The organism is Mycobacterium sp. SMC-16, assembly GCF_046250085.1.
GTDB lineage: Bacteria > Actinomycetota > Actinomycetes > Mycobacteriales > Mycobacteriaceae > Mycobacterium > Mycobacterium phocaicum.
Genome location: NZ_CP176427.1, coordinates 6,028,490 through 6,047,624 on the forward strand (window position 1 = coordinate 6,028,490; position 19,135 = coordinate 6,047,624).

Annotated in this window: 17 protein-coding genes; 11 read left to right on the forward strand and 6 right to left on the reverse strand. The window is 69.0% G+C overall.

The window, feature by feature from the left end:
- Positions 1-39 precede the first annotated feature (39 nt).
- From ahpF to ACJEIK_RS29280, 6 genes are all read left to right on the forward strand, one after another.
- Positions 40-1,611: an alkyl hydroperoxide reductase subunit F gene (ahpF, locus tag ACJEIK_RS29255; protein ID WP_409430804.1), complete on the forward strand. Its 1,572-nt coding sequence runs from the start codon at positions 40-42 to the stop codon at positions 1,609-1,611.
- Positions 1,612-1,644: 33 nt separating this feature from the next.
- A complete protein-coding gene (locus tag ACJEIK_RS29260; RefSeq protein WP_409430805.1) occupies positions 1,645-2,547 on the forward strand; it encodes an alpha/beta fold hydrolase in 903 nt (300 codons plus the stop codon).
- Between the two features lie 9 nt (positions 2,548-2,556).
- Positions 2,557-3,339, forward strand: coding sequence for an LLM class F420-dependent oxidoreductase (locus tag ACJEIK_RS29265; protein WP_406774435.1), 783 nt, complete (start codon positions 2,557-2,559; stop codon positions 3,337-3,339).
- Between the two features lie 78 nt (positions 3,340-3,417).
- Positions 3,418-5,178 (forward strand): ABC transporter substrate-binding protein/permease, encoded by a 1,761-nt coding sequence (locus ACJEIK_RS29270; protein WP_406801756.1) that lies wholly within the window; start codon positions 3,418-3,420, stop codon positions 5,176-5,178.
- Positions 5,175-5,912 (forward strand): amino acid ABC transporter ATP-binding protein, encoded by a 738-nt coding sequence (locus ACJEIK_RS29275; protein WP_406801757.1) that lies wholly within the window; start codon positions 5,175-5,177, stop codon positions 5,910-5,912. The genes ACJEIK_RS29270 and ACJEIK_RS29275 overlap by 4 nt, the downstream gene beginning before the upstream one ends.
- A 40-nt stretch (positions 5,913-5,952) precedes the next feature.
- A complete protein-coding gene (locus ACJEIK_RS29280) occupies positions 5,953-6,417 on the forward strand; it encodes a MarR family winged helix-turn-helix transcriptional regulator (protein ID WP_061006194.1) in 465 nt (154 codons plus the stop codon).
- A gap of 10 nt (positions 6,418-6,427) precedes the next feature.
- On the opposite strand, the gene ACJEIK_RS29285 is transcribed toward ACJEIK_RS29280, so the two are convergent.
- Positions 6,428-7,768 carry an amylo-alpha-1,6-glucosidase gene (locus ACJEIK_RS29285; RefSeq protein WP_061006195.1) on the reverse strand — a complete coding sequence of 447 codons (1,341 nt, stop codon included), beginning with the start codon at positions 7,766-7,768 and terminating at the stop codon, positions 6,428-6,430.
- A gap of 54 nt (positions 7,769-7,822) precedes the next feature.
- Between ACJEIK_RS29285 and ACJEIK_RS29290 the strand changes: the two genes are divergently transcribed.
- Positions 7,823-8,488, forward strand: a complete 666-nt coding sequence (locus tag ACJEIK_RS29290) for an SDR family oxidoreductase (protein WP_138251313.1) — start codon at positions 7,823-7,825, stop codon at positions 8,486-8,488.
- Between the two features lie 63 nt (positions 8,489-8,551).
- On the opposite strand, the gene leuS is transcribed toward ACJEIK_RS29290, so the two are convergent.
- The gene (leuS, locus tag ACJEIK_RS29295) at positions 8,552-11,434 is read right to left on the reverse strand and encodes a leucine--tRNA ligase (protein ID WP_409430806.1); all 2,883 of its coding nucleotides are present in this window, start codon (positions 11,432-11,434) and stop codon (positions 8,552-8,554) included.
- 195 nt (positions 11,435-11,629) lie between these two features.
- On the opposite strand from leuS, the gene ACJEIK_RS29300 reads away from it, so the two are divergent.
- The gene (locus ACJEIK_RS29300) at positions 11,630-12,637 is read left to right on the forward strand and encodes an LpqN/LpqT family lipoprotein (protein WP_409430807.1); all 1,008 of its coding nucleotides are present in this window, start codon (positions 11,630-11,632) and stop codon (positions 12,635-12,637) included.
- A gap of 49 nt (positions 12,638-12,686) precedes the next feature.
- Entirely contained in the window at positions 12,687-13,043 is a 357-nt protein-coding gene (locus ACJEIK_RS29305; protein WP_133428083.1) for a hypothetical protein, read from the forward strand.
- 10 nt (positions 13,044-13,053) lie between these two features.
- Here ACJEIK_RS29305 and ACJEIK_RS29310 read toward each other — a convergent pair whose 3' ends face one another.
- Entirely contained in the window at positions 13,054-13,668 is a 615-nt protein-coding gene (locus ACJEIK_RS29310) for a YqgE/AlgH family protein (protein ID WP_205848911.1), read from the reverse strand.
- A 118-nt stretch (positions 13,669-13,786) separates the two neighbouring features.
- On the opposite strand from ACJEIK_RS29310, the gene ACJEIK_RS29315 reads away from it, so the two are divergent.
- A complete protein-coding gene (locus tag ACJEIK_RS29315; RefSeq protein ID WP_267324387.1) occupies positions 13,787-15,058 on the forward strand; it encodes an MFS transporter in 1,272 nt (423 codons plus the stop codon).
- On the opposite strand, the gene ACJEIK_RS29320 is transcribed toward ACJEIK_RS29315, so the two are convergent.
- Positions 15,055-15,639, reverse strand: a complete 585-nt coding sequence (locus ACJEIK_RS29320; protein WP_409430808.1) for a hypothetical protein — start codon at positions 15,637-15,639, stop codon at positions 15,055-15,057. The two genes, ACJEIK_RS29315 and ACJEIK_RS29320, sit on opposite strands and share 4 nt — an antisense overlap.
- Before the next feature lie 632 nt (positions 15,640-16,271).
- Between ACJEIK_RS29320 and ACJEIK_RS29325 the strand changes: the two genes are divergently transcribed.
- Positions 16,272-17,054, forward strand: coding sequence for a TIGR03084 family metal-binding protein (locus ACJEIK_RS29325; protein ID WP_138251317.1), 783 nt, complete (start codon positions 16,272-16,274; stop codon positions 17,052-17,054).
- Here the strand turns inward: ACJEIK_RS29325 and ACJEIK_RS29330 are convergent.
- Together ACJEIK_RS29330 and ACJEIK_RS29335 are read right to left on the reverse strand one after the other, a co-directional pair.
- Entirely contained in the window at positions 17,051-17,533 is a 483-nt protein-coding gene (locus ACJEIK_RS29330; protein WP_061006400.1) for a hypothetical protein, read from the reverse strand. The genes ACJEIK_RS29325 and ACJEIK_RS29330 overlap by 4 nt on opposite strands.
- Positions 17,534-17,551: 18 nt before the next feature.
- Positions 17,552-19,003, reverse strand: coding sequence for a CCA tRNA nucleotidyltransferase (locus tag ACJEIK_RS29335; protein ID WP_064857471.1), 1,452 nt, complete (start codon positions 19,001-19,003; stop codon positions 17,552-17,554).
- Positions 19,004-19,135: the final 132 nt, after the last annotated feature.

The following is a 19,135-nucleotide window of genomic DNA, read 5'->3' on the forward strand; positions in this document are numbered from 1 at the left end:
ACGGCCCAGCCATTCCTATCCTCGATGGAGTTGATCCGCATGCTCGACACCTCACTCGCCGGCCAATTGAAGTCCCTGCTGGAGCGGCTGACCGTGCCGATCGAGCTGGTGTCCTCCCTCGATGACGGTCCCAAGTCCGCCGAGCTCGCCGAACTGCTCACCGAGATCGCGGCGATGTCGGACAAGATCACCTACACGCGCACCGACGACGACGCCCGCCGGCCGTCGTTCGCCATCCGCCGCACCGGCACCGACGTCGAGGTGCGGTTCGCCGGCATCCCCCTCGGCCACGAGTTCTCCTCGCTGGCCCTGGCGCTGCTGCAGGTCGGTGGCTACCCCTCGAAGGAAGCCCCCGAGCTGCTCGAGCAGGTGCGCAACCTCGATGCCGACCTGCACTTCGAGACCTACTTCTCGCTGTCCTGCCAGAACTGCCCCGACGTGGTGCAGGCCCTGAACCTGATGGCGATCCTCAACCCGCGCATCAGCCACGTCGCCATCGACGGTGCGCTGTTCAAGGACGAGGTCGAACAGCGCAAGGTGCTCGCCGTTCCCACCGTCTTCCTGGGCGGTGAGGTGTTCGACTCGGGCCGCATGACGCTCGAGCAGATCATCGGCAAGGTCGACACCGGCGCAGCGCAGCGCACCGCCGAGGCCATCGCCGAGAAGGACCCCTTCGACGTGCTGGTGGTCGGCGGCGGTCCTGCCGGCGCCGCGGCCGCGATCTACGCCGCCCGCAAGGGAATTCGCACCGGTGTGGTCGCCGAGCGCTTCGGCGGTCAGGTGCTCGACACCATGGCCATCGAGAACTACATCTCCGTCCCGCACACCGAGGGACCGAAGTACGCCGCGGCGCTGGAAGCCCATGTCGGTGAGTACGACGTCGACGTCATGAAGACGCAGCGCGGCGCCAAGCTGCTGCCCGCGCTCGACGAGGGCGGCCTCGTCGAGATCGCGCTGGAGAGCGGCGCCTCGCTGACCGCGCGCACCGTCATCCTCGCGACCGGCGCCCGCTGGCGCGCGATGGACGTGCCGGGTGAGGCCGAGTACCGCAACAAGGGCGTCACCTACTGCCCGCACTGCGACGGACCGCTGTTCAAGGGCAAGCGTGTCGCAGTCGTCGGCGGCGGCAACTCCGGCGTGGAGGCCGCGATCGACCTCGCCGGCGTCGTCTCCCACGTGACGCTCATCGAGTTCGACTCGGTGCTGCGCGCCGACGAGGTGCTGCAGCGCAAGCTGCGCAGCCTGCCGAACGTCGACATCCTGCTGAGCACGCTGACCACCGAGGTCCTCGGCGACGGGGACCAGGTCACCGGCCTGACCTACCAGGACCGCACCACCGGCGAGGCGCACACCCTCGAGCTGCAGGGCGTCTTCGTCCAGATCGGCCTGCTGCCCAACACCGAGTGGCTCGAAGGCAGCGTCGAACTGTCCAAGCGCGGCGAGATCGTCATCGACGAACGCGGCCAGACGTCGGTCCCCGGCGTGTTCGCCGCCGGCGACTGCACGACGGTGCCGTTCAAGCAGATCGTCATCGCGGCGGGAGCCGGTGCGACAGCGGCACTGTCGGCGTTCGATCACCTGATCCGGACCTCCGCCCCGGTCGGCAGCTGAGCGCTCCCCGGCGCCGGGGGTAGTGTCCGAAACGTGGCCCTCGAGATTTCCGACGACGACCTGCTGGTGCTCGACGAGTTCGCGCTGCTGCCCGAGAACGCCGAGCAGATCGGCGCGACCGGTCCGCTGCCGGCGGTGTCCCGGATCGACGACGGGCCGATCAGCCTGCTGAAGTGGGGCACCTCGGAACCAGAGGTGGTGTTCCTGCACGGCGGCGGGCAGAACGCGCACACCTGGGACTCCGTGATCCTCGGTCTCGGGGTGCCGGCGCTGGCGATCGACCTGCCCGGGCACGGGCGGTCGGCCTGGCGTGAGGACGGCGACTACGGGCCCAAGCTCAACGCGGAAACCCTGCGGCCGGTGCTGCGCGCGCACGCGCCGTCGGCCCGGCTGGTGGTCGGGATGTCGTTGGGTGGGCTGACCGCGCTGCGCATCGCCGCGACCGACGCTGTCCTGGTGCCCTCGCTGGTCCTGGTGGACGTCACCCCGTCGGCACCGGAGCGGCACGAACAGATGACCCAGGCCCAGCTGGGCGCGGTCGCACTGGTGAAGGGCGACCGCAGCTTCCCCAGTTTCGCCGCGATGCTCGACGTCACAGTGGCGGCGTCGCCGCATCGCAGCCGGGACTCGTTGCGCCGCGGCGTCTTTCACAACGCCAAGCAACTCGATGACGGCACCTGGACCTGGCGGTACGACGCGCTCCGCGTCGGCGACGGCTTTGTCGGGCTGTGGGACGACGTCCCGTCGATCACCATGCCGACGACGCTGGTGCGCGGTGCCAAGTCGTACTTCGTCCACGACGACGATGCCGCCGCCTTCGCCGCCGGTGCGCCAGGTTTCCAGCGGACCCACGTGGTCCCGGATTCCGGGCATTCCGTGCAGGGCGACCAGCCCGCCGCGCTCGTCGATATCCTGCGGGGCGTGCTCGGCGGTTAGCGTGGGGGCATGACCCTTCCCATTCGCATCGGGGTTCAGCTGCAGCCCCAACACTCCCCCACCTACGGCCTGATGCGCGACGCCGTCCGCCGCGCCGAGGACCTCGGCGTCGACGTCGCCTTCAACTGGGACCACTTCTTCCCGCTGTACGGCGACCCCGACGGCGCGCACTACGAATGCTGGACCATGCTGGGCGCCTGGGCCGAGCAGACGTCGCGCATCGAGATCGGCGCGCTGGTCACCTGTAACTCGTACCGCAACCCGGAACTGCTGGCCGACATGGCGCGGACCGTCGACAACATCTCCGACGGACGGCTGATCCTGGGCATCGGATCGGGCTGGAAAGAGAAGGACTACGACGAGTACGGCTACGAATTCGGCACGGCCGGAAGCCGACTCGACGACCTGGCGGCGGCCATGCCGCGCATCATCGCGCGGCTGGGCAAGCTGAACCCTCAGCCCGTGCGCGACATCCCGATCCTGATCGGCGGGCAGGGCGAGCGCAAGACGCTCAAGCTCGTCGCGCAGTACGCGCAGATGTGGCACAGCTTCACCACGGCGTCGACCTACCCGGAGAAGGCCGCCGTCCTGGACCGGCATTGCGCCGACGTCGGCCGCGACCCGAGCACCATCGTCCGGTCGGCCGGCGTCGACAACAGCGGCGACGGCCTCATCGCCAACGCCGAAGCGCTTACCGCGCTGGGTGTTTCGTTGCTGACGGTGGGCGTCAACGGGCCCGACTACGACCTGGGCGACGCCGAGAAGCTGTGCCGGTGGCGCGACAGCCAGTAGCGGTGACTGTCCGGCCGGATGAATTCCCGGCGAGCTGAAGCCGGGGCATTCGGCCGGGTACCGGCTAGGTTGACCTGCGTGACCTCTTTCCTGCGTGCGACGGTAGCGATACTGGTGGCACTCCTGGTCGGCTCGCTGAGCGTGGGCGTACCGGCCCGCGCCACCACGGATCAGTGCGCGCCACCCGGCGAGCAGAGCGCCAGCGCCCTGCCCACCAACCTGTCCACCGCCGCCAAAGGCGACGGCACCGACAAGTACACGACACCTGGTACCCAACCACTTTCGACGGTGCGCCCGGAGTCCTTGGGGCTGGGCACGCCGGGTGTGCTGACTGTCGGCACGCTGTCGGACGCCCCGCCGAGCATCTGTATCAACTCCAGCGGCCAGTTCACCGGGTTCGACAACGAGCTGCTGCGGGCGATCGCCGCGAAGATCGGCCTACGCGTCAACTTCGTCGGCACCGATTTCGCGGGCCTGCTGGCCCAGGTCGCCTCCCGGCGCTTCGACGTCGGGTCGTCATCGATCACCACCACCGACGCCCGGCGGCGCACCGTCGGGTTCACCAACGGCTATGACTTCGGCTACTTTTCGCTCGTCGTGCCGACCGGATCGGCCATCAACGGATTCGGTGCACTGAAGGCGGGGCAGCGCATCGGCGTCGTGCAGGGCACCGTGCAGGAGGCCTACGTCGTCGACACCCTGCACCTGGAACCGGTGAAGTTCCCGGACTACGCCACGGTGTACGCCAACATCAAGACCCGGCAGATCGACGCCTGGGTGGCGCCGTCGCAGCAGGCCTCCGGCACCGTGCAACCGGGCGATCCGGCACGCATCGTCGAAAACACCTTCAGTCTGGACAACTTCGTGGCCTACGCGGTCGCCAAGGAGAACAAGCCGCTGATCGACGCGCTCAACGCCGGGCTGGACGCGGTGATCGCCGACGGCACCTGGGCGCGGCTCTATGCCGACTGGGTCCCCCGGGCGCTGCCGCCGGGCTGGAAGCCCGGATCCAAGGCCGCACCCGTGCCGCAGCTGCCCGACTTCAACGCCATCGCCGCGTCGCACGCGTCGGCGGCCCCGTCGGCCGGTCCCGCACCCAAATCGACGCTGTCCCAACTGAAAGACGCGTTCCTGGACTGGCATCTGTACCGGCAGGCCATCCCCGACCTGTTCAAGACCGGCCTGCCGAACACGCTGATCCTGACCGTAAGCGCCAGCGTCATCGGTCTGATCATCGGCATGGCGCTGGCCATCGCCGGTATCTCCCGGTCACGCTGGCTGCGCTGGCCGGCCCGGGTGTACACCGACATCTTCCGCGGCCTGCCCGAAGTGGTGATCATCCTGGTCATCGGGTTGGGTATCGGGCCGGTCGTCGGCTCGCTGACGGGAAACAACCCGTACCCCTTGGGAATTGCCGCGCTGGGCCTGATGGCGGGCGCCTACATCGGTGAGATTCTGCGCTCCGGTATCCAGAGTGTCGACGCCGGCCAACTCGAGGCCTCACGCGCGCTGGGCTTCGGCTATCCGGCGTCGATGCGCCTGGTGGTGGTGCCGCAGGGCGTACGACGGGTGCTGCCGGCGCTGATGAACCAGTTCATCTCGCTGCTGAAGGCGTCGTCGCTGGTGTACTTCCTCGGGTTGATCGCCAGCCAACGCGAGCTGTTCCAGGTCGGCCGCGACCTCAACGCGCAGACGGGGAACCTGTCGCCCCTGGTCGCCGCCGGGCTGTTCTATCTGGCCCTGACCGTTCCGCTGACCCATCTGGTCAACTACATCGACCGGCGACTCAGCAAGGGCAAGCCCGTCGCAGCCGAGATCGCGACCCAGGAGATCATATGACCACGCCGCAGGCAGTTTCCTTGGCCGCCAACGATATTCACCTGTCGTTCGATGCCAACACGGTGTTGCGCGGCGTCGACCTGGACGTCCCGGCCGGCACCACGACAGCGGTCATCGGGCCGTCGGGCTCGGGCAAGTCGACGCTGCTGCGCACCCTGAACCGGTTGTACGAGCCGGATCGTGGCGACATCCTGCTCGACGGGCGGTCGGTGCTGAAGGACAACCCCGATCAGCTGCGTCAGCGGATCGGGATGGTCTTCCAGCATTTCAATCTGTTCCCGCACCGGACGGTGCTGGAGAACGTCACGCTGGGGCCCCGGAAACTGAAGGGCCTGGACGGCGCTGCGGCCCGCGAACTCGGGCTGCAACTGCTGGACCGCGTGGGGCTCAAACACAAGGCCGACGTGCGCCCGGCAACCCTTTCCGGCGGGCAACAGCAACGTGTCGCGATCGCCCGCGCCCTGGCCATGAGCCCCCAGGTGATGTTCTTCGACGAGGCCACCTCGGCGCTGGATCCCGAACTGGTCAAGGGCATCCTGGCGCTCATCAGCGAACTCGGAGCGGACGGCATGACCATGGTGGTGGTGACCCACGAGATGGGTTTCGCCCGGTCAGCGGCAGATTCCGTGGTGTTCATGGATGGCGGCCGGGTGATCGAGACCGGAACGCCCGAACACATCTTCGAATCCGCCGAAACTCAACGTTTACGTCAATTTCTGGCGCAGGTTGTCTAATACCGACCAGTATCCGGCATACACGTTAGACTATCGAACTATGTCGTCGACGGAGCCGCAGGTGGCGGACCTTGCAGGAGACCTGCAACAGGTCCTCTCCAAGCTGTTCAACGTGATGCGCCGACGCGTCGAGATCCCCAAGGACGCCGAAGCCGGTGCCGATCTGACGTTGGCGCAGCTGTCCATCCTGCTGACCCTGCTGGACCGCGGCCCCATCCGGATGACGGAGTTGGCCGCGCACGAACGGGTCCGCACGCCCACCACCACGGTGGCGATCCGCCGGTTGGAGAAGCTGGGACTGGTCAAGCGGTCGCGTGACCCTTCCGATCTGCGCGCCGTCCTGGTGAACGTCACGCCGCGCGGACTGGTGCAGCACCGTGAGGCCCTCGAGGCCCGTCGTCAGGTGCTCATCGCGATGATGGCCAAGCTGACCCCCGAGGACATCGACAACATCTCCAAGGCCCTTGCGCCGCTGGAGAAGCTGGCCACCAGCAACGACGACTAGGTCTGTCGGGTCAGCCCAGCCAGTCGAGTACGGCAGCGGCGGTCCACGACTGCTGCATGCTGCCGAGCGGTTCCCCGGTGAAGGGTTCGTAGTATTCGGCGAATGTGCCGTCGCTGGCCTGCCGCAAGCCTTCCCGGCGCAGAATCGACGCGCGCTCGGACCAGCCGCGGCGGGCGAAACACCACGAGAACAACCACGTCATCACCGGCCACACCGGGCCGCGCCAGTATTCGCGCGGCCGGAAGTCACGGGACACCGGTGACGTCGACGGGATCAGCGGGTACTTGAGGTCCGGGTGGGCGCAGAACCGCGGTCCCTCCAGCAGGCGCAGCAGCGCCCGTTCGCGGTCGTGCGGCAGACCGCCGCAGAGCAGCGGCGCGAACTGCGCCACGGTCTCACTCGGAATCCACTTGCCGGCCCGCAGATCGAAGTCCCGCGCCGCGCCGGTGCGCTCGTCGGTGGTCGCCACCACGCCTTGCCGGAACCGCTCGGCCCACGAATAGAGTTCGCGCACATCTGAATTGGGCCGCTTGTAGTCTTCGCCGATCTCGGCCAGGACCGTGCACGCCACCGACAGGATGGCCGAGACGAACACGTCCTCGACCTGGAAGCTCAGCACCTTCGGCAGCAGCGCATCGTCGTACCGGACGGACTTCATCTCCTCCAGCAGCCACAGGTAGCGGTCGTACTCGACATCGGACGGCCGCTGGCTGGTGTCGGTGATGATCGCGTTGTCCTCGCGCTGGTACTCGGGCACCGCACCCGGAACCACGTTGGCGTACGCGCTGTCCCACCGCGGTGAGTTGTCCATGCCGGACTCCCAGCCGTGGTACAGCGTCACCCGGCCGTGCTCCTGGGGGTCGCGGGCCTCGGCCAGCCAGCGGTGCCAGCGCACCAGGTCGTCCCACCGGCGGTCCAGGAAGGCCTCGGCGACCACCCGGGTCGAGCGCCCGCGGGTGCGGGCGTGGTCCAGAATCCGTTGCACCGCAATGGCATGCACTGGCGGCTGGGTGATACCGGAGGTGTCCCGGTTGCGCGGCGCGTTGACGGCCAGGCTCGAGGTCTCCCACCGGGCCGGCCCCGGGAAATAGCCGTCGACGCCGTTGGCGAACACGATGTGCGGGATCATGCCGTTGGCCCACTGCGCCGACAGGAGCGTATCCAGCTCGACCACGGCACGCTCGACCGTCAGCGACGCCAGGCCGATCGATACGAACGCGGCATCCCAGCTCCACATGTGCGGATACAGCAACGGCGCGGCCGTCGTCATGACGCCCAGGTCATTACCGCGCAGCAGGTAGGCGGCGCGGGCCGAGAGCTGGGTGGGCGCGAAGCTGTGGTCGGGTGGCATCGCTGTCTATTGTGCGTCGCCGCCCGGGGATTCGCTGATCGGTAGGCTCACGCCATGCCGACCGCAATGATCACCGGCGCGTCCCGGGGCCTCGGAATGGCCATCGCCGAAGCCCTCGCGCCGACCCACACGCTGTTCCTGGCCGGCCGGCCGACGGCCGAACTCGACGCCGTGGCCGAGCGACTGGGCGCGACGACGTGGCCCATGGACCTCACCGACTACGAGGGCGTCGAGGCGACGGTCGAGCCGATCGTGGAACTCGACGTACTGATCCACAATGCCGGCGTGGCATACCCGGGCCGGGTGGGCGAATCCTCCATCGAGGAGTGGCGGGCCACCATGGAAGTCAATGTGCTTGGCGCCGTGGGGCTTACCCTGCCGCTGCTGCCGGCCCTGCGGGCGGCCCGGGGTCAGGTGATCTTCGTCAACTCCGGTGCCGGCCGCAGCCCGTCCCCCGGGCTGGCGTCGTACACGGCCAGCAAGTTCGCGCTGCGGGGCTTCGCCGATGCCCTTCGCGCCGACGAACCGGCACTGCGGGTGACGACGGTCTACCCCGGCCGGATCGACACCGACATGCAGTGGAACCTGGTGGCCTATGAAGGCGGCGAATACAAGCCGGAGCGCTTCCTCAAGCCCTCGACCGTCGCCCAGGTGATCGCCCAGGTCGTGGCGACCCCCGACGACGCCCACCAGCACGAGGTGATCATCCGCCCCCGCTGATTCCCGAGGGATTTGTGCACGATTTTCCGCGGTCGGCGCGGAAAATCGTGCACAAATCCCAGGTCAGGCGACGATGTTGACCAGTCGGCCGGGCACCACGATGACCTTCTTGGGTGTGGCCCCGGCCAGGAAGGCCTGCACCTTCTCGTCGGCGAGGGCCGCGGCTTCCAGCGTGGCCTTGTCGGCATCGGCGGCGACGACGATCTTGCCGCGCACCTTGCCGTTGACCTGGACGGGGTACTCGACGGTGTCGTCGACCAGGTAGCGCTCGTCGGCGACCGGGAACGGGCCGTGGGCGAGCGACTTCTCGCTGCCCAGACGGCGCCACAACTCCTCGGCCAGGTGCGGCGCCAGCGGCGCGACCATCAGCACCAGCGGCTCGACCGCGGCGCGCGCGGTCACGCCCTCCTTGGTGAGGTGGTTGGTGTACTCGATGAGCTTGGCGGCCGCGGTGTTGTTGCGCAGCGCCGCGTAGTCCTCGTTCACGCCGGCGATGGTCTTGTGCAGCTGCTTGAGCGTCTCCTCGGACACCGCATCGTCGGAAACCCTTGGCTCACCCGTGGTTTCGTCGACGACGACGCGCCACACGCGCTGCAGGAACCGGTGCGCGCCGACGACGTCCTTGGTCGCCCACGGCCGCGACGCCTCCAGCGGGCCCATCGACATCTCGTAGACGCGCAGGGTGTCGGCGCCGTATTCCTCGCAGATCTCGTCGGGCGAGACGGAGTTCTTCAGGCTCTTGCCGATCTTGCCGAACTCCTGGTTGACCTCGATCTCGCCGTCCGGGCCGGTCCAGAAGAACTTGCCTTCGCGTTCAACGACTTCCGCCGCCGGCACGTAGCTACCGCGGGCGTCGGTGTAGGCGAACGCCTGGATGTAGCCCTGGTTCACCAGGCGGCGGTACGGCTCGCGCGACGACACGTGGCCGAGGTCGAACAGCACCTTGTGCCAGAACCGCGAGTACAGCAGGTGCAGCACCGCATGCTCGACGCCGCCGACGTAGAGGTCGACGCCACCCGGATCGCCGGCGCCGTGGATCTCGGGCCGCGGGCCCATCCAGTAGGCCTCGTTCTCCTTGGCGCAGAACGCTTCCGAGTTGTGCGGGTCGGCGTAGCGCAGCTCGTACCAGGAGCTGCCGGCCCACTGCGGCATGACGTTGGTGTCGCGGGTGTAGGACTTGAGCCCGTCACCGAGATCGAGGTCGACGTGCACCCACTCGGTGGCCTTGTTCAGCGGCGGCGACGGCTCGCTGTCGGCGTTGTCCGGGTCGAACAGCACCGGCGAGTAGTCGGGCACGTCCGGAAGTTCCACGGGCAGCGCTGAATCCGGCAGCGGGTGGGCCTGGCCGTCGGCGTCGTAGACGATCGGGAACGGCTCGCCCCAGTACCGCTGGCGCGCGAAAAGCCAGTCCCGCAGCTTGAATTCGACGCGGGCCTGGCCGCGGCCGTCCGCGACCAGTTTCTCGGTCACGGCGGCCTTGGCGTCGACGACGTTCAGCCCGTCGAGGTAGCCGGAGTTCACCAGCGCGCCGTCGCCCGTGTACGCCGACTCCGAAAGATCGCCACCGGCAATGACTTCCACGATGGGCAGACCGAACGCCGTCGCGAACTCCCAGTCACGCTGGTCGTGGCCGGGCACCGCCATGATGGCGCCGGTGCCGTAGCCGGCCAGCACGTAGTCGGCAATGAAGATCGGAACCTGCTGTCCGTTCACCGGATTGGTGGCGTAGGCGCCGGTGAAGACACCGGTCTTGGTCTTGTTCTCCTGGCGCTCCAGGTCGGACTTCGCGGCGATGGCGGCGCGGTAGGCGGCGACCGCCTCGGCCGGCGTGGCCGCACCGTAGGTCCACCGCTCGTCGACGCCGGCGGGCCACGAACCGGTCAGCAGCGAATCCACCAGGTCATGCTCGGGGGCCAGCACCAGATAGGTGGCTCCGAACAGAGTGTCGGGGCGGGTGGTGAAGACCTCGATGTCGGCGTCCCCGGCGGAGAACAGCACCTCGGCACCGACGGACCGGCCGATCCAGTTGCGCTGCATGGCCTTGACCTTGTCGGGCCAGTCCAGCACGTCCAGGTCCTCGAGCAGCCGGTCGGAGTACGCGGTGATGCGCATCATCCACTGCCGCAACCGCTTCCGGAACACCGGGAAGTTGCCGCGTTCGCTGCGGCCGTCGGAGGTGACCTCCTCGTTGGCCAGCACGGTGCCCAGACCCGGGCACCAGTTGACCATCGAGTCTGAGCGGTAGACCAGGCGATGCGCGTCGACGACCTCGGCCCGTTCGGCGGCCGTCAGCGCGGACCAGTCCCGTCCGTCGTCGAGAGTCCGTGCCCCGGAATCGAATTCGGCGATCAGTTCGGCGATGGGCCGGGCCTTCTGCTGCGCTACGTCGAACCAGGCGTTGTAGATCTGCAGGAAGATCCACTGCGTCCACTTGTAGAAGTCGGTGTCGGTGGTGGCGAAACTGCGGCGCGAGTCGTGGCCCAGTCCCAGCCGGCCCAGCTGCCGCCGGAAGTTGACGATGTTGGCCTCGGTCCGGGTGCGCGGGTGCGTGCCCGTCTGGACCGCGTACTGCTCGGCGGGCAGACCGAAGGCGTCGAAGCCCAGGGCGTGCAGGACGTTGCGGCCCGTCATGCGGAAGTAGCGGGCGTATACATCGGTCGCGATGTAGCCGAGCGGGTGCCCGACGTGCAGGCCGTCGCCCGAGGGGTACGGGAACATGTCCTGCACGAACATCTTGTCGGCCGGCACCGGCGAGCCGTCGGTGGGCGCGAGCGAGCCGACGGGGTTCGGCACGTTGAAGGTGCCGCGGTCCGTCCACGCCTGCTGCCAGTCGGCCTCGATGCGGCCGGCCAGTTCGGCCGTGTAACGGTGCTGCGGGCTGTCGGCGTCAACGGCCACGGCCGCCTCGGGACGCACGCCTGCCTGCGCATTCGGGGAATCGCTCACGTGCACAGGGTAGTCAACACCCCCGGCGCGACCTGCATCACGCCAGCCGATAGGCGTTGGTCTCGGTTCCGTTGCAGTGCGGTCAGAGCACGGTTGCAGGTGCGCGCCGGATCTGGTGGGCACTGCGCCCACCTACCTACAGTCGGCTCCAGTGCAACGCGTGAGACAGAAGTGAAGCGGAAGGACCGGCGCCACATGTTCGAGAACGCCCGCCACTGGCGGCTTCTGGCAGGAGGTGTCGCCGCGGGCCTGGCGGGCGTCGTCGGCTTCGCAGGCAACATCGCCTCCGCCGATCCCCTGCCGCCCCAGCCCGTGGTCCCGGCTCCCGCCACGGTGACCCAGACGGTCACCGTGCAGGCCGCGCCGGCGCCGGTGGCTGCCGCCCAGCCGGCCGGGCCCGCGTTCATCCCCGCCGGTCAGCCCGCCGGCGTGCCCCAGCCGGCCACCCTTCCCCAGCCCGCGGTGGCGCAGCCGGTCATCGCCCCGGCGCCGGCCCCGGTACCCGCCATCGCCCCGGCAGCTTCGGGCACCATCGCCGAGTTCTTCCGCGCCCACAACGTCGCCATGCAGCGGCAGACGGCCGCCGGCTTCACCGCGCTGAACATCGTCCTGCCGGTGCCCCCGGGCTGGGCCGCGGTGCCCGATCCGAACGTGCCCGACGCCTTCGCCGTCATCGCGGACCGCGTCGGTGGCGACGGCCTCTACACCTCGAACGCCGCGCTGCAGGTCTACAAGCTGGTCGGCGACTTCGACCCGCGCGAAGCCATCAGCCACGGCTTCATCGACAGCCAGCAGCAGGTCGCGTGGCGCTCGACCGACGGTTCGATGGCCGACTTCTACGGCATGCCGTCGTCGATCATCGAAGGCACCTACCGCGAGAACAACATGACGCTGAACACCTCGCGGCGGCACGTCATCGCGACGTCGGGCACAGACCGCTACTTGGTCACCCTGTCGGTGACCACAAGTGCCCAGGTGACCGTCGCGTCCGGCAACGCCACCGATGCCATCGTCAACGGGTTCAAGGTCAGCGCGCCGGGTGCACCGGCCGCCGTTCCCGCACCAGCCGCAGTGCCGGCGCCGGCCGCACCTGCTCCCGCCCCGGCTCCGGCCGCGCCGATGGTCCCGGCACCGGCCGCCGTCCTGCCGCACACCGCCGGCGCCGTGCCGCTAACCGCGTCGATCCCAGGCCTGGGCCGCTGACCGGTCGCCGGTTTGGAGCGGCCGCCCGGCCGCCCCTATCCTGAGACGCATGCTGATCGCCGCGGTGCTGTGCCTGTGCGCGGCCGTGGTGACCGCGGGCGTCGGCGCCTGGTCGCTGCGCCGCCCCCATTCGACCGACACCGTGCCGCGCGTGCTGCGCTCGGTGGCACCGATCCAGCTCGCGACGGCCGTCATGCTCGCCGCCGGTGGTGCCGCCGCGCTCGTCGCACCGCGCGGCACCGGGATGATGGTGCTGATGGTCTGCGTCATCGGGGCCGTCGGCACCTTCGCGGCCGGCTGCTACCAGGGCGCCAAGGCCGGGGTCGCCATGATGGCCCTCGACAATGCCCCCGCCGGGGACGGCTGTGCCGGCAGCTGCGCCAGTTGCACGCTGTCCTGCAGCTGATTTCGCCGGGTTAGTTCCGGCTCACATCTATCGGATGCGTCGCCAGCATCGCCATGGGCATCGGCTGACGCCGTAGCACCCGCGACCACAGATCCACCCGCGGTTCCACGAGGACGTCCGACGGCAGCGCCGACAGCACGATCCAGTCGTCGCGCTCGATCTCACCGTCGAGCTGACCCACCGACCACCCGGAGTAGCCGGCGTAGATCCGCACGCCCTCGACGGCGCCTTCGATGTCCTCGGGGTCGGCGTCCAGATCCACCATCGCGATGCGGCCCTGCACATGCCGCAGTCCGGGGACCGACGCGGCATCGACGCCGACCTTCATGGTCGCCAGGCACAGCGCGGAATCGCGTTTCACCGGACCGCCGATGAACATCGACTTGGGTTTCTTCGCGAGCTTCGCCCACTGCGGCAACACGTTGTAGACGGCCGTCTCGCTGGGCCGGTTCAGGACGACGCCAAGGGTGCCACCGGAGTTGTGCTCGACGATGTAGATGACGCTGCGCCGGAACGTCGGCTCCAGCAAATCGGTGTTGGCGAGCAGAAGCGTCCCCGCCCGAATCCGGTGCGTGGCAGGGGCAATGAAATCCTCCGGTTCCTCTGACTGCGCCACGCCCTCCATCATGGCACTTGAGGGCCGTCGCCGTGACCAACGAACACGGCCCGCCGGGATATTTGTACTGTGGAGCGGGTCGCTTCAATCACGCCCGGCACTCTCAAATCAGGACACGAATATCCCAGTGACCGACCGCCGTCCCCACCACGTCGTCCTGCATGCGGTGCAGGCCCTGCCGGACTTCCGCCGGCTGCTGGAACTGCGTGCGGTCAGCCAGTTCGCCGACGGACTTTTCCAGGCCGGTCTGGTGGGCGGACTGCTGTTCAGCCCGGAACGGCAGGCCACCCCCCTGGCCATCGCCGGGGCCTTCGCCGCGCTCTACCTGCCGTACTCACTGCTGGGTCCGTTCGCCGGCGCGTTGCTCGACCGCTGGGACCGCCGGCAGGTGCTCATCGTCGCCAACCTCGGCCGGCTGCTGGTGATGATCTGCGTCGGCGCGCTGCTGGCCACCGCCGCGACCGACCAGCGGATCCTGTTCGGCGCGTTGATCGTCAACGGCTTCACCCGCTTCGTCTCCTCCGGGCTCTCGGCGGCACTGCCGCATGTCGTGCCCACCGAACAAGTCGTGTCGATGAACTCGGTGGCCACCGCGTGCGGAGCCGTCTCGGCCTTCGCCGGCGCCAATGTGATGCTGCTGCCGCGCTGGCTTCTGGGTGCGGGCGACACCAGCTCGGCCGTGGTGATCTGGTTGGCGGCGGTCGCCGTCGCCGTGGCGCTGTGGCTGTCGGTGCGCTTCCACCGCCACCTCCTGGGTCCCGACGACAGCGCCCGCGCGGTCCACGGTTCCGTCACCTACGCCGTCATCACCGGCTGGGTCTACGGACTCCGGTCGGTCGCGAACGTGCCGACCGTGATGGCCACCCTGACCGGGCTGGCGGCCCACCGCATGGTGTTCGGCATCAACACCCTCATGGTGCTGGTGATCGTCCGGCACGGCGGCGGCGAACACGTCGCGGGGTTCGCGGTGACCGTCGTGTTCGTGGCCGCCGCCGGCCTCGGATCGTTCCTGGGCAACGTCGTCATGCCGGCCGCGGTCCGGCGCTGGGGTCGCTACGCGACCGCGAACGGGGCCCTCGCCATCGCGGCGGCGGTTCAGCTCGCCGGCGTCGGCCTGCAGATACCGGTGCTGATCGCCTGCAGTCTGGTGCTGGGCACGGCCGGGCAGGTGGTCAAGCTGTGCGCGGACTCGGCGATGCAGCTCGACGTCGACGACGCCCTGCGCGGGCACGTGTTCGCGGTCCAGGATGCGCTGTTCTGGATGGCGTTCATCGTCGCGATCACGGCGTCGGCGGCGGTGATCCCCGCGGACGGCAAGTCGTCGGCGCTGATGGCCGCCGGCACCGTGGTCTATCTCGTGGGCCTGGCCCTGCACGCGACGCTGGGCAAGCGCGTCTAGCAGCTGCCCTGGGCGCTGATCGTCGTACCGCCGACAGCCTTGCCGCACTTGCTCGGAGCCACGGCCGCTGCGGCGGTGTGCCCTGAGACCGACACCGTGTGCGTGTGGTGATCCGATGCCGGGGCCCCGCTCAACCGGCGCAGGACCGACGCGTCCATGTCCGCCTCATCCGGCAGGTTCGCCCCGTTGGCCTGGGCGAAGTCGTACAGCTTCCCCGGGGTCCCGCCGAACACCTTGGGGCTGTTCAGCAACGTTTGATAGTCGCCATTGCTGCCGTGGGTCGGCGTCTCGTAGTTCGGCGTCCCGACGCGGTCGTGGTAGTACGTCCCCATCGCTGAGTTGTCGAGGGCCCGGTTCGCCGGCGTGCTCTGGTTGAAGACCCGGTCTCCCACCGCCTGTACCACCCGCAATTCGGGGGCCGGATTCTTCAGACCCGGTCGGCCAACCGCATCGCCGGATTCGGTGCTGTAACCGTGGGCGCCGGCCGAGCCCGCGGCCGGGGAGCCGACCACCAGTAACGCTCCGACCAAGGTGGCGCCGACAAGACCCGGCACTGAGGCACCGCGGCTGACTACTGACATTGTTCTGCCTTTCTCTACTACATCGACGGCATGGCGAAATCCGTGTGGAATCAAGGGAATACGTGCCGGTGACGCCGCTACCGGGCACGGGCATCGCGTTGGCGCAGGAGCGCTACTCAGCGACCTGCCGACGAACAGACGTTGGACGTCGGTCGCGGTACGCCCCCCGGACACAGGGATCGGGAGCGGTTGTTCTTGCCACCACCGCCGCCTTTCGCCGACCCGCCGGCACCCCCGCTGTCCGACGAACCACCGCTGTCGCTCGAACCACCGTGGTCATGTCCGGGATGCGCACCGGCCAGACCCATGGGCGCGGCGGCAAAAAAGCACACCGCCGCCAGACAACCACCGACGGCCACCCTGGCCTGCTTTGCCAGCCCGGTCGATCGCTTCATCACACTCCTGCACATCGATTCCTGCCTGCACGTCGAGGTGTTCGGTAAACCGCCTCGACGCCAGTACCTTTCGGCTCGGATAGTCGCGGCGGAACTCCAAAAAGTTCCCGAAACTGAGAAGTTCCTCTGTGGTCACTGTGCGAATGCTGTTTTGCCGGGCCGCATCCGCCGCCGGCCGACGAACCGTCACCGGCACATGCCCGCAGCAGAACCAGCGGTACCGTCTAGGGTGCTGCCATGGCCCCCAATGCTGCTGCCGGTGTGATCGCCGATCTGCGTGCCGAGAGTGACGACCTGGACCGGCTGGTCGCCGAGCTGCCCGCCGCCGGATGGGCCACTGCGACGCCGGCCGAGGGCTGGACGATCGCCCATCAGATCGCGCATCTGTGGTGGACCGACAAGGTGTCGGTGCTCGCGGTGACCGACGAGGAGGCCTTCGCCGCGACGCTCGCCGAGGCGTGGAAGAACCCGCTCGGCTTCGTCGACGTGGCGGCCGAAGAACTCGCGCAGACACCGCCGGCGGAGATGCTGGCACAGTGGCGCGCCACCCGGAACACGCTGCACGACGCGCTGGAGGGTGTCGCCGACGGCCGCAAGCTGCCGTGGTTCGGCCCGCCGATGAGCGCCGCATCCATGGCGAGCGCCCGGCTGATGGAGACCTGGGCGCACGGCGCGGACGTCGCCGACGCGCTCGGTGTCCGGCGCGAGCCGACGGTCCGGCTCAAGTCGATCGCGCACATCGGGGTCCGGACAAGGGATTTCGCGTTCACGCTGCACGAGCTCACGCCGCCGGCCGACGTGTTTCACGTGGAACTTGCCGCGCCCGACGGGTCCGTGTGGACCTGGGGTCCGGACGACGCCGCGCAGCGGGTCACCGGCTCGGCCGAGGACTTCTGTCTGCTGGTCACCCAGCGGCGGCCGCTGCGCGAACTCGACGTCAAGGCCGTCGGCGACGACGCCCAGAAATGGTTGACCATCGCGCAGGCCTTCGCCGGACCGCCCGGGGCGGGCCGGGACTAACCGCCCGCCGGTCCGGCCGAGTCGGCGGTGCCGTCACCATCAGAGTCGGACAGCCGCACATCCCACCGCCCGTCGCCGTCGGTGTCCGCGTAGGCCACCGGCCCGGCCAGCACCCGGTCGGCGAGTCCGTTGCCATCGGTGTCGATCAGCCGGTCATCGGCCGCGCCGTCGCCGTCGAAGTCGACGACCGCTCCCCCGCTCTGCTCGGTGCCGTCGAGCCCGAACCACCGCAGCCCCGAGCCCACCGCCCAGGTGCCCGAGCCGTCATCGGTGAACGTGTGCCGAGCACCCTCAACATCGACCACGGCATGGTCGGCACGGCCGTCCCCGTCGAAGTCGGCGAGCGCGTCGTCGAACAATCCGTCGCCGTCCACATCGAGCCGCACACCGTCCAGCGTGCCGTCACCGTCGGCATCCACCGCCGGCTCCCCCGGCCACCACGACGCCGACCCGTCCCCGTCACTCAGGCAATAGTCCATACCTGAATGGACGGCTGATCAGCCTCTGGCGTTCCACCATTTCTGCAATTCGGCGACGGCCTCGTCGTGCGACAGCGGCCCACGGTCCAGCCGGAGCTCCTTGAGGAACCGCCACGCCTCGCCGACCTGCGGCCCGGCCGGGATGCCCAGCAGCGTCATGATCTCGTTGCCGTCCAGGTCCGGGCGCACCCGCGCCAGATCCTCCTGCGCGGCCAGCTCCTCGATGCGCCGCTCGAGACCGTCGTAGTTGGCCTGCAACCGCGCCGCGCGCCGGCGGTTGCGGGTGGTGCAGTCGGCGCGCACCAGCTTGTGCAGCCGGCTCAGCAGGGGCCCGGCGTCGGTGACATACCGCCGCACCGCCGAGTCGGTCCACATGCCGGTGCCCTTGTCGTCGGCGTAGCCGTGGAACCGCAGGTGCAGGTACACCAGCTGCGACACGTCGTCGACCATCTGCTTCGAGTACTTCAGGGCGCGCATGCGCTTGCGCGTCATCTTGGCGCCGACCACCTCGTGGTGGTGGAAGCTGACGCCGCCGTCGGGCTCGTGGCGGCGGGTGTCGGGCTTGCCGATGTCGTGCAGCAGCGCGGCCCAGCGGAGGACCAGATCCGGGCCCTCGTCCTCGAGGTCGATCGCCTGCCGCAGCACCGTCAGCGAGTGGTGGTAGACGTCCTTGTGCTGGTGATGTTCGTCGATCGCCATCCGCATGGCGCCGACCTCGGGCAGCACGACGTCACCCAGCCCGGTCTGCACCATGAGATCCACGCCGGCCATGGGGTCGGCGCCCAGCATCAGCTTGTCCAGCTCCGCGGCCACGCGCTCGGCGGTGATCCGGCCGAGCTGCGGCGCCATCTCGATGAGGGCCTCGAGAACCCGGGGCGCCACCGCGAACCCCAGCTGTGAGACGAAGCGGGCGGCCCGCAACATCCGCAGCGGATCGTCACCGAACGACACCTGCGGCGCCGACGGGGTGTCGAGCACCCGGTCGGCGAGCGCGGTCAGCCCGCCCAGCGGATCGTGGAACTCACCGATGCCACCGGGCAGGTCCGGGTTGATCCGGACCGCCATCGCGTTCACGGTGAAGTCCCGGCGCACCAGGTCGTCCTCGAGCCGGTCGCCGAACACCACCTCGGGGTTGCGGGACACCTGGTCGTAGCTGTCGGCGCGGAACGTGGTGATCTCGATGCGCTGGCCGTACTTGGCCGCCCCGATGGTCCCGAACTCGATCCCGGTGTCCCACAACGCTTCTGCCCAGCCGCGCAGCATCTTCTGCAACTCGGCCGGTCGGGCGTCGGTGGTGAAGTCCAGGTCGTTCAGCTCGCGGCCCAGCAGCGCATCGCGCACACTGCCACCCACCAGATACAGGTCATGACCCGCCGCCGCGAACACCCGGCCCAGGTCTACGAGCAAACCCGCATGCTTGTTCAGCGCGACCGCGGCAGCGGTCAGCAAAGTTGACGGGTCGCACGGCACGCTCTTGGGGCTCCGCTCCGACCCGACCTCGGCGCTAGCTTCGTTCGACACGTCCGATGAGCCTAATGCGCCCACCCCGCGGTTTGGTACCGACCATCGCGGCACGGTCACAACTGGGCCACTGACCGGCGA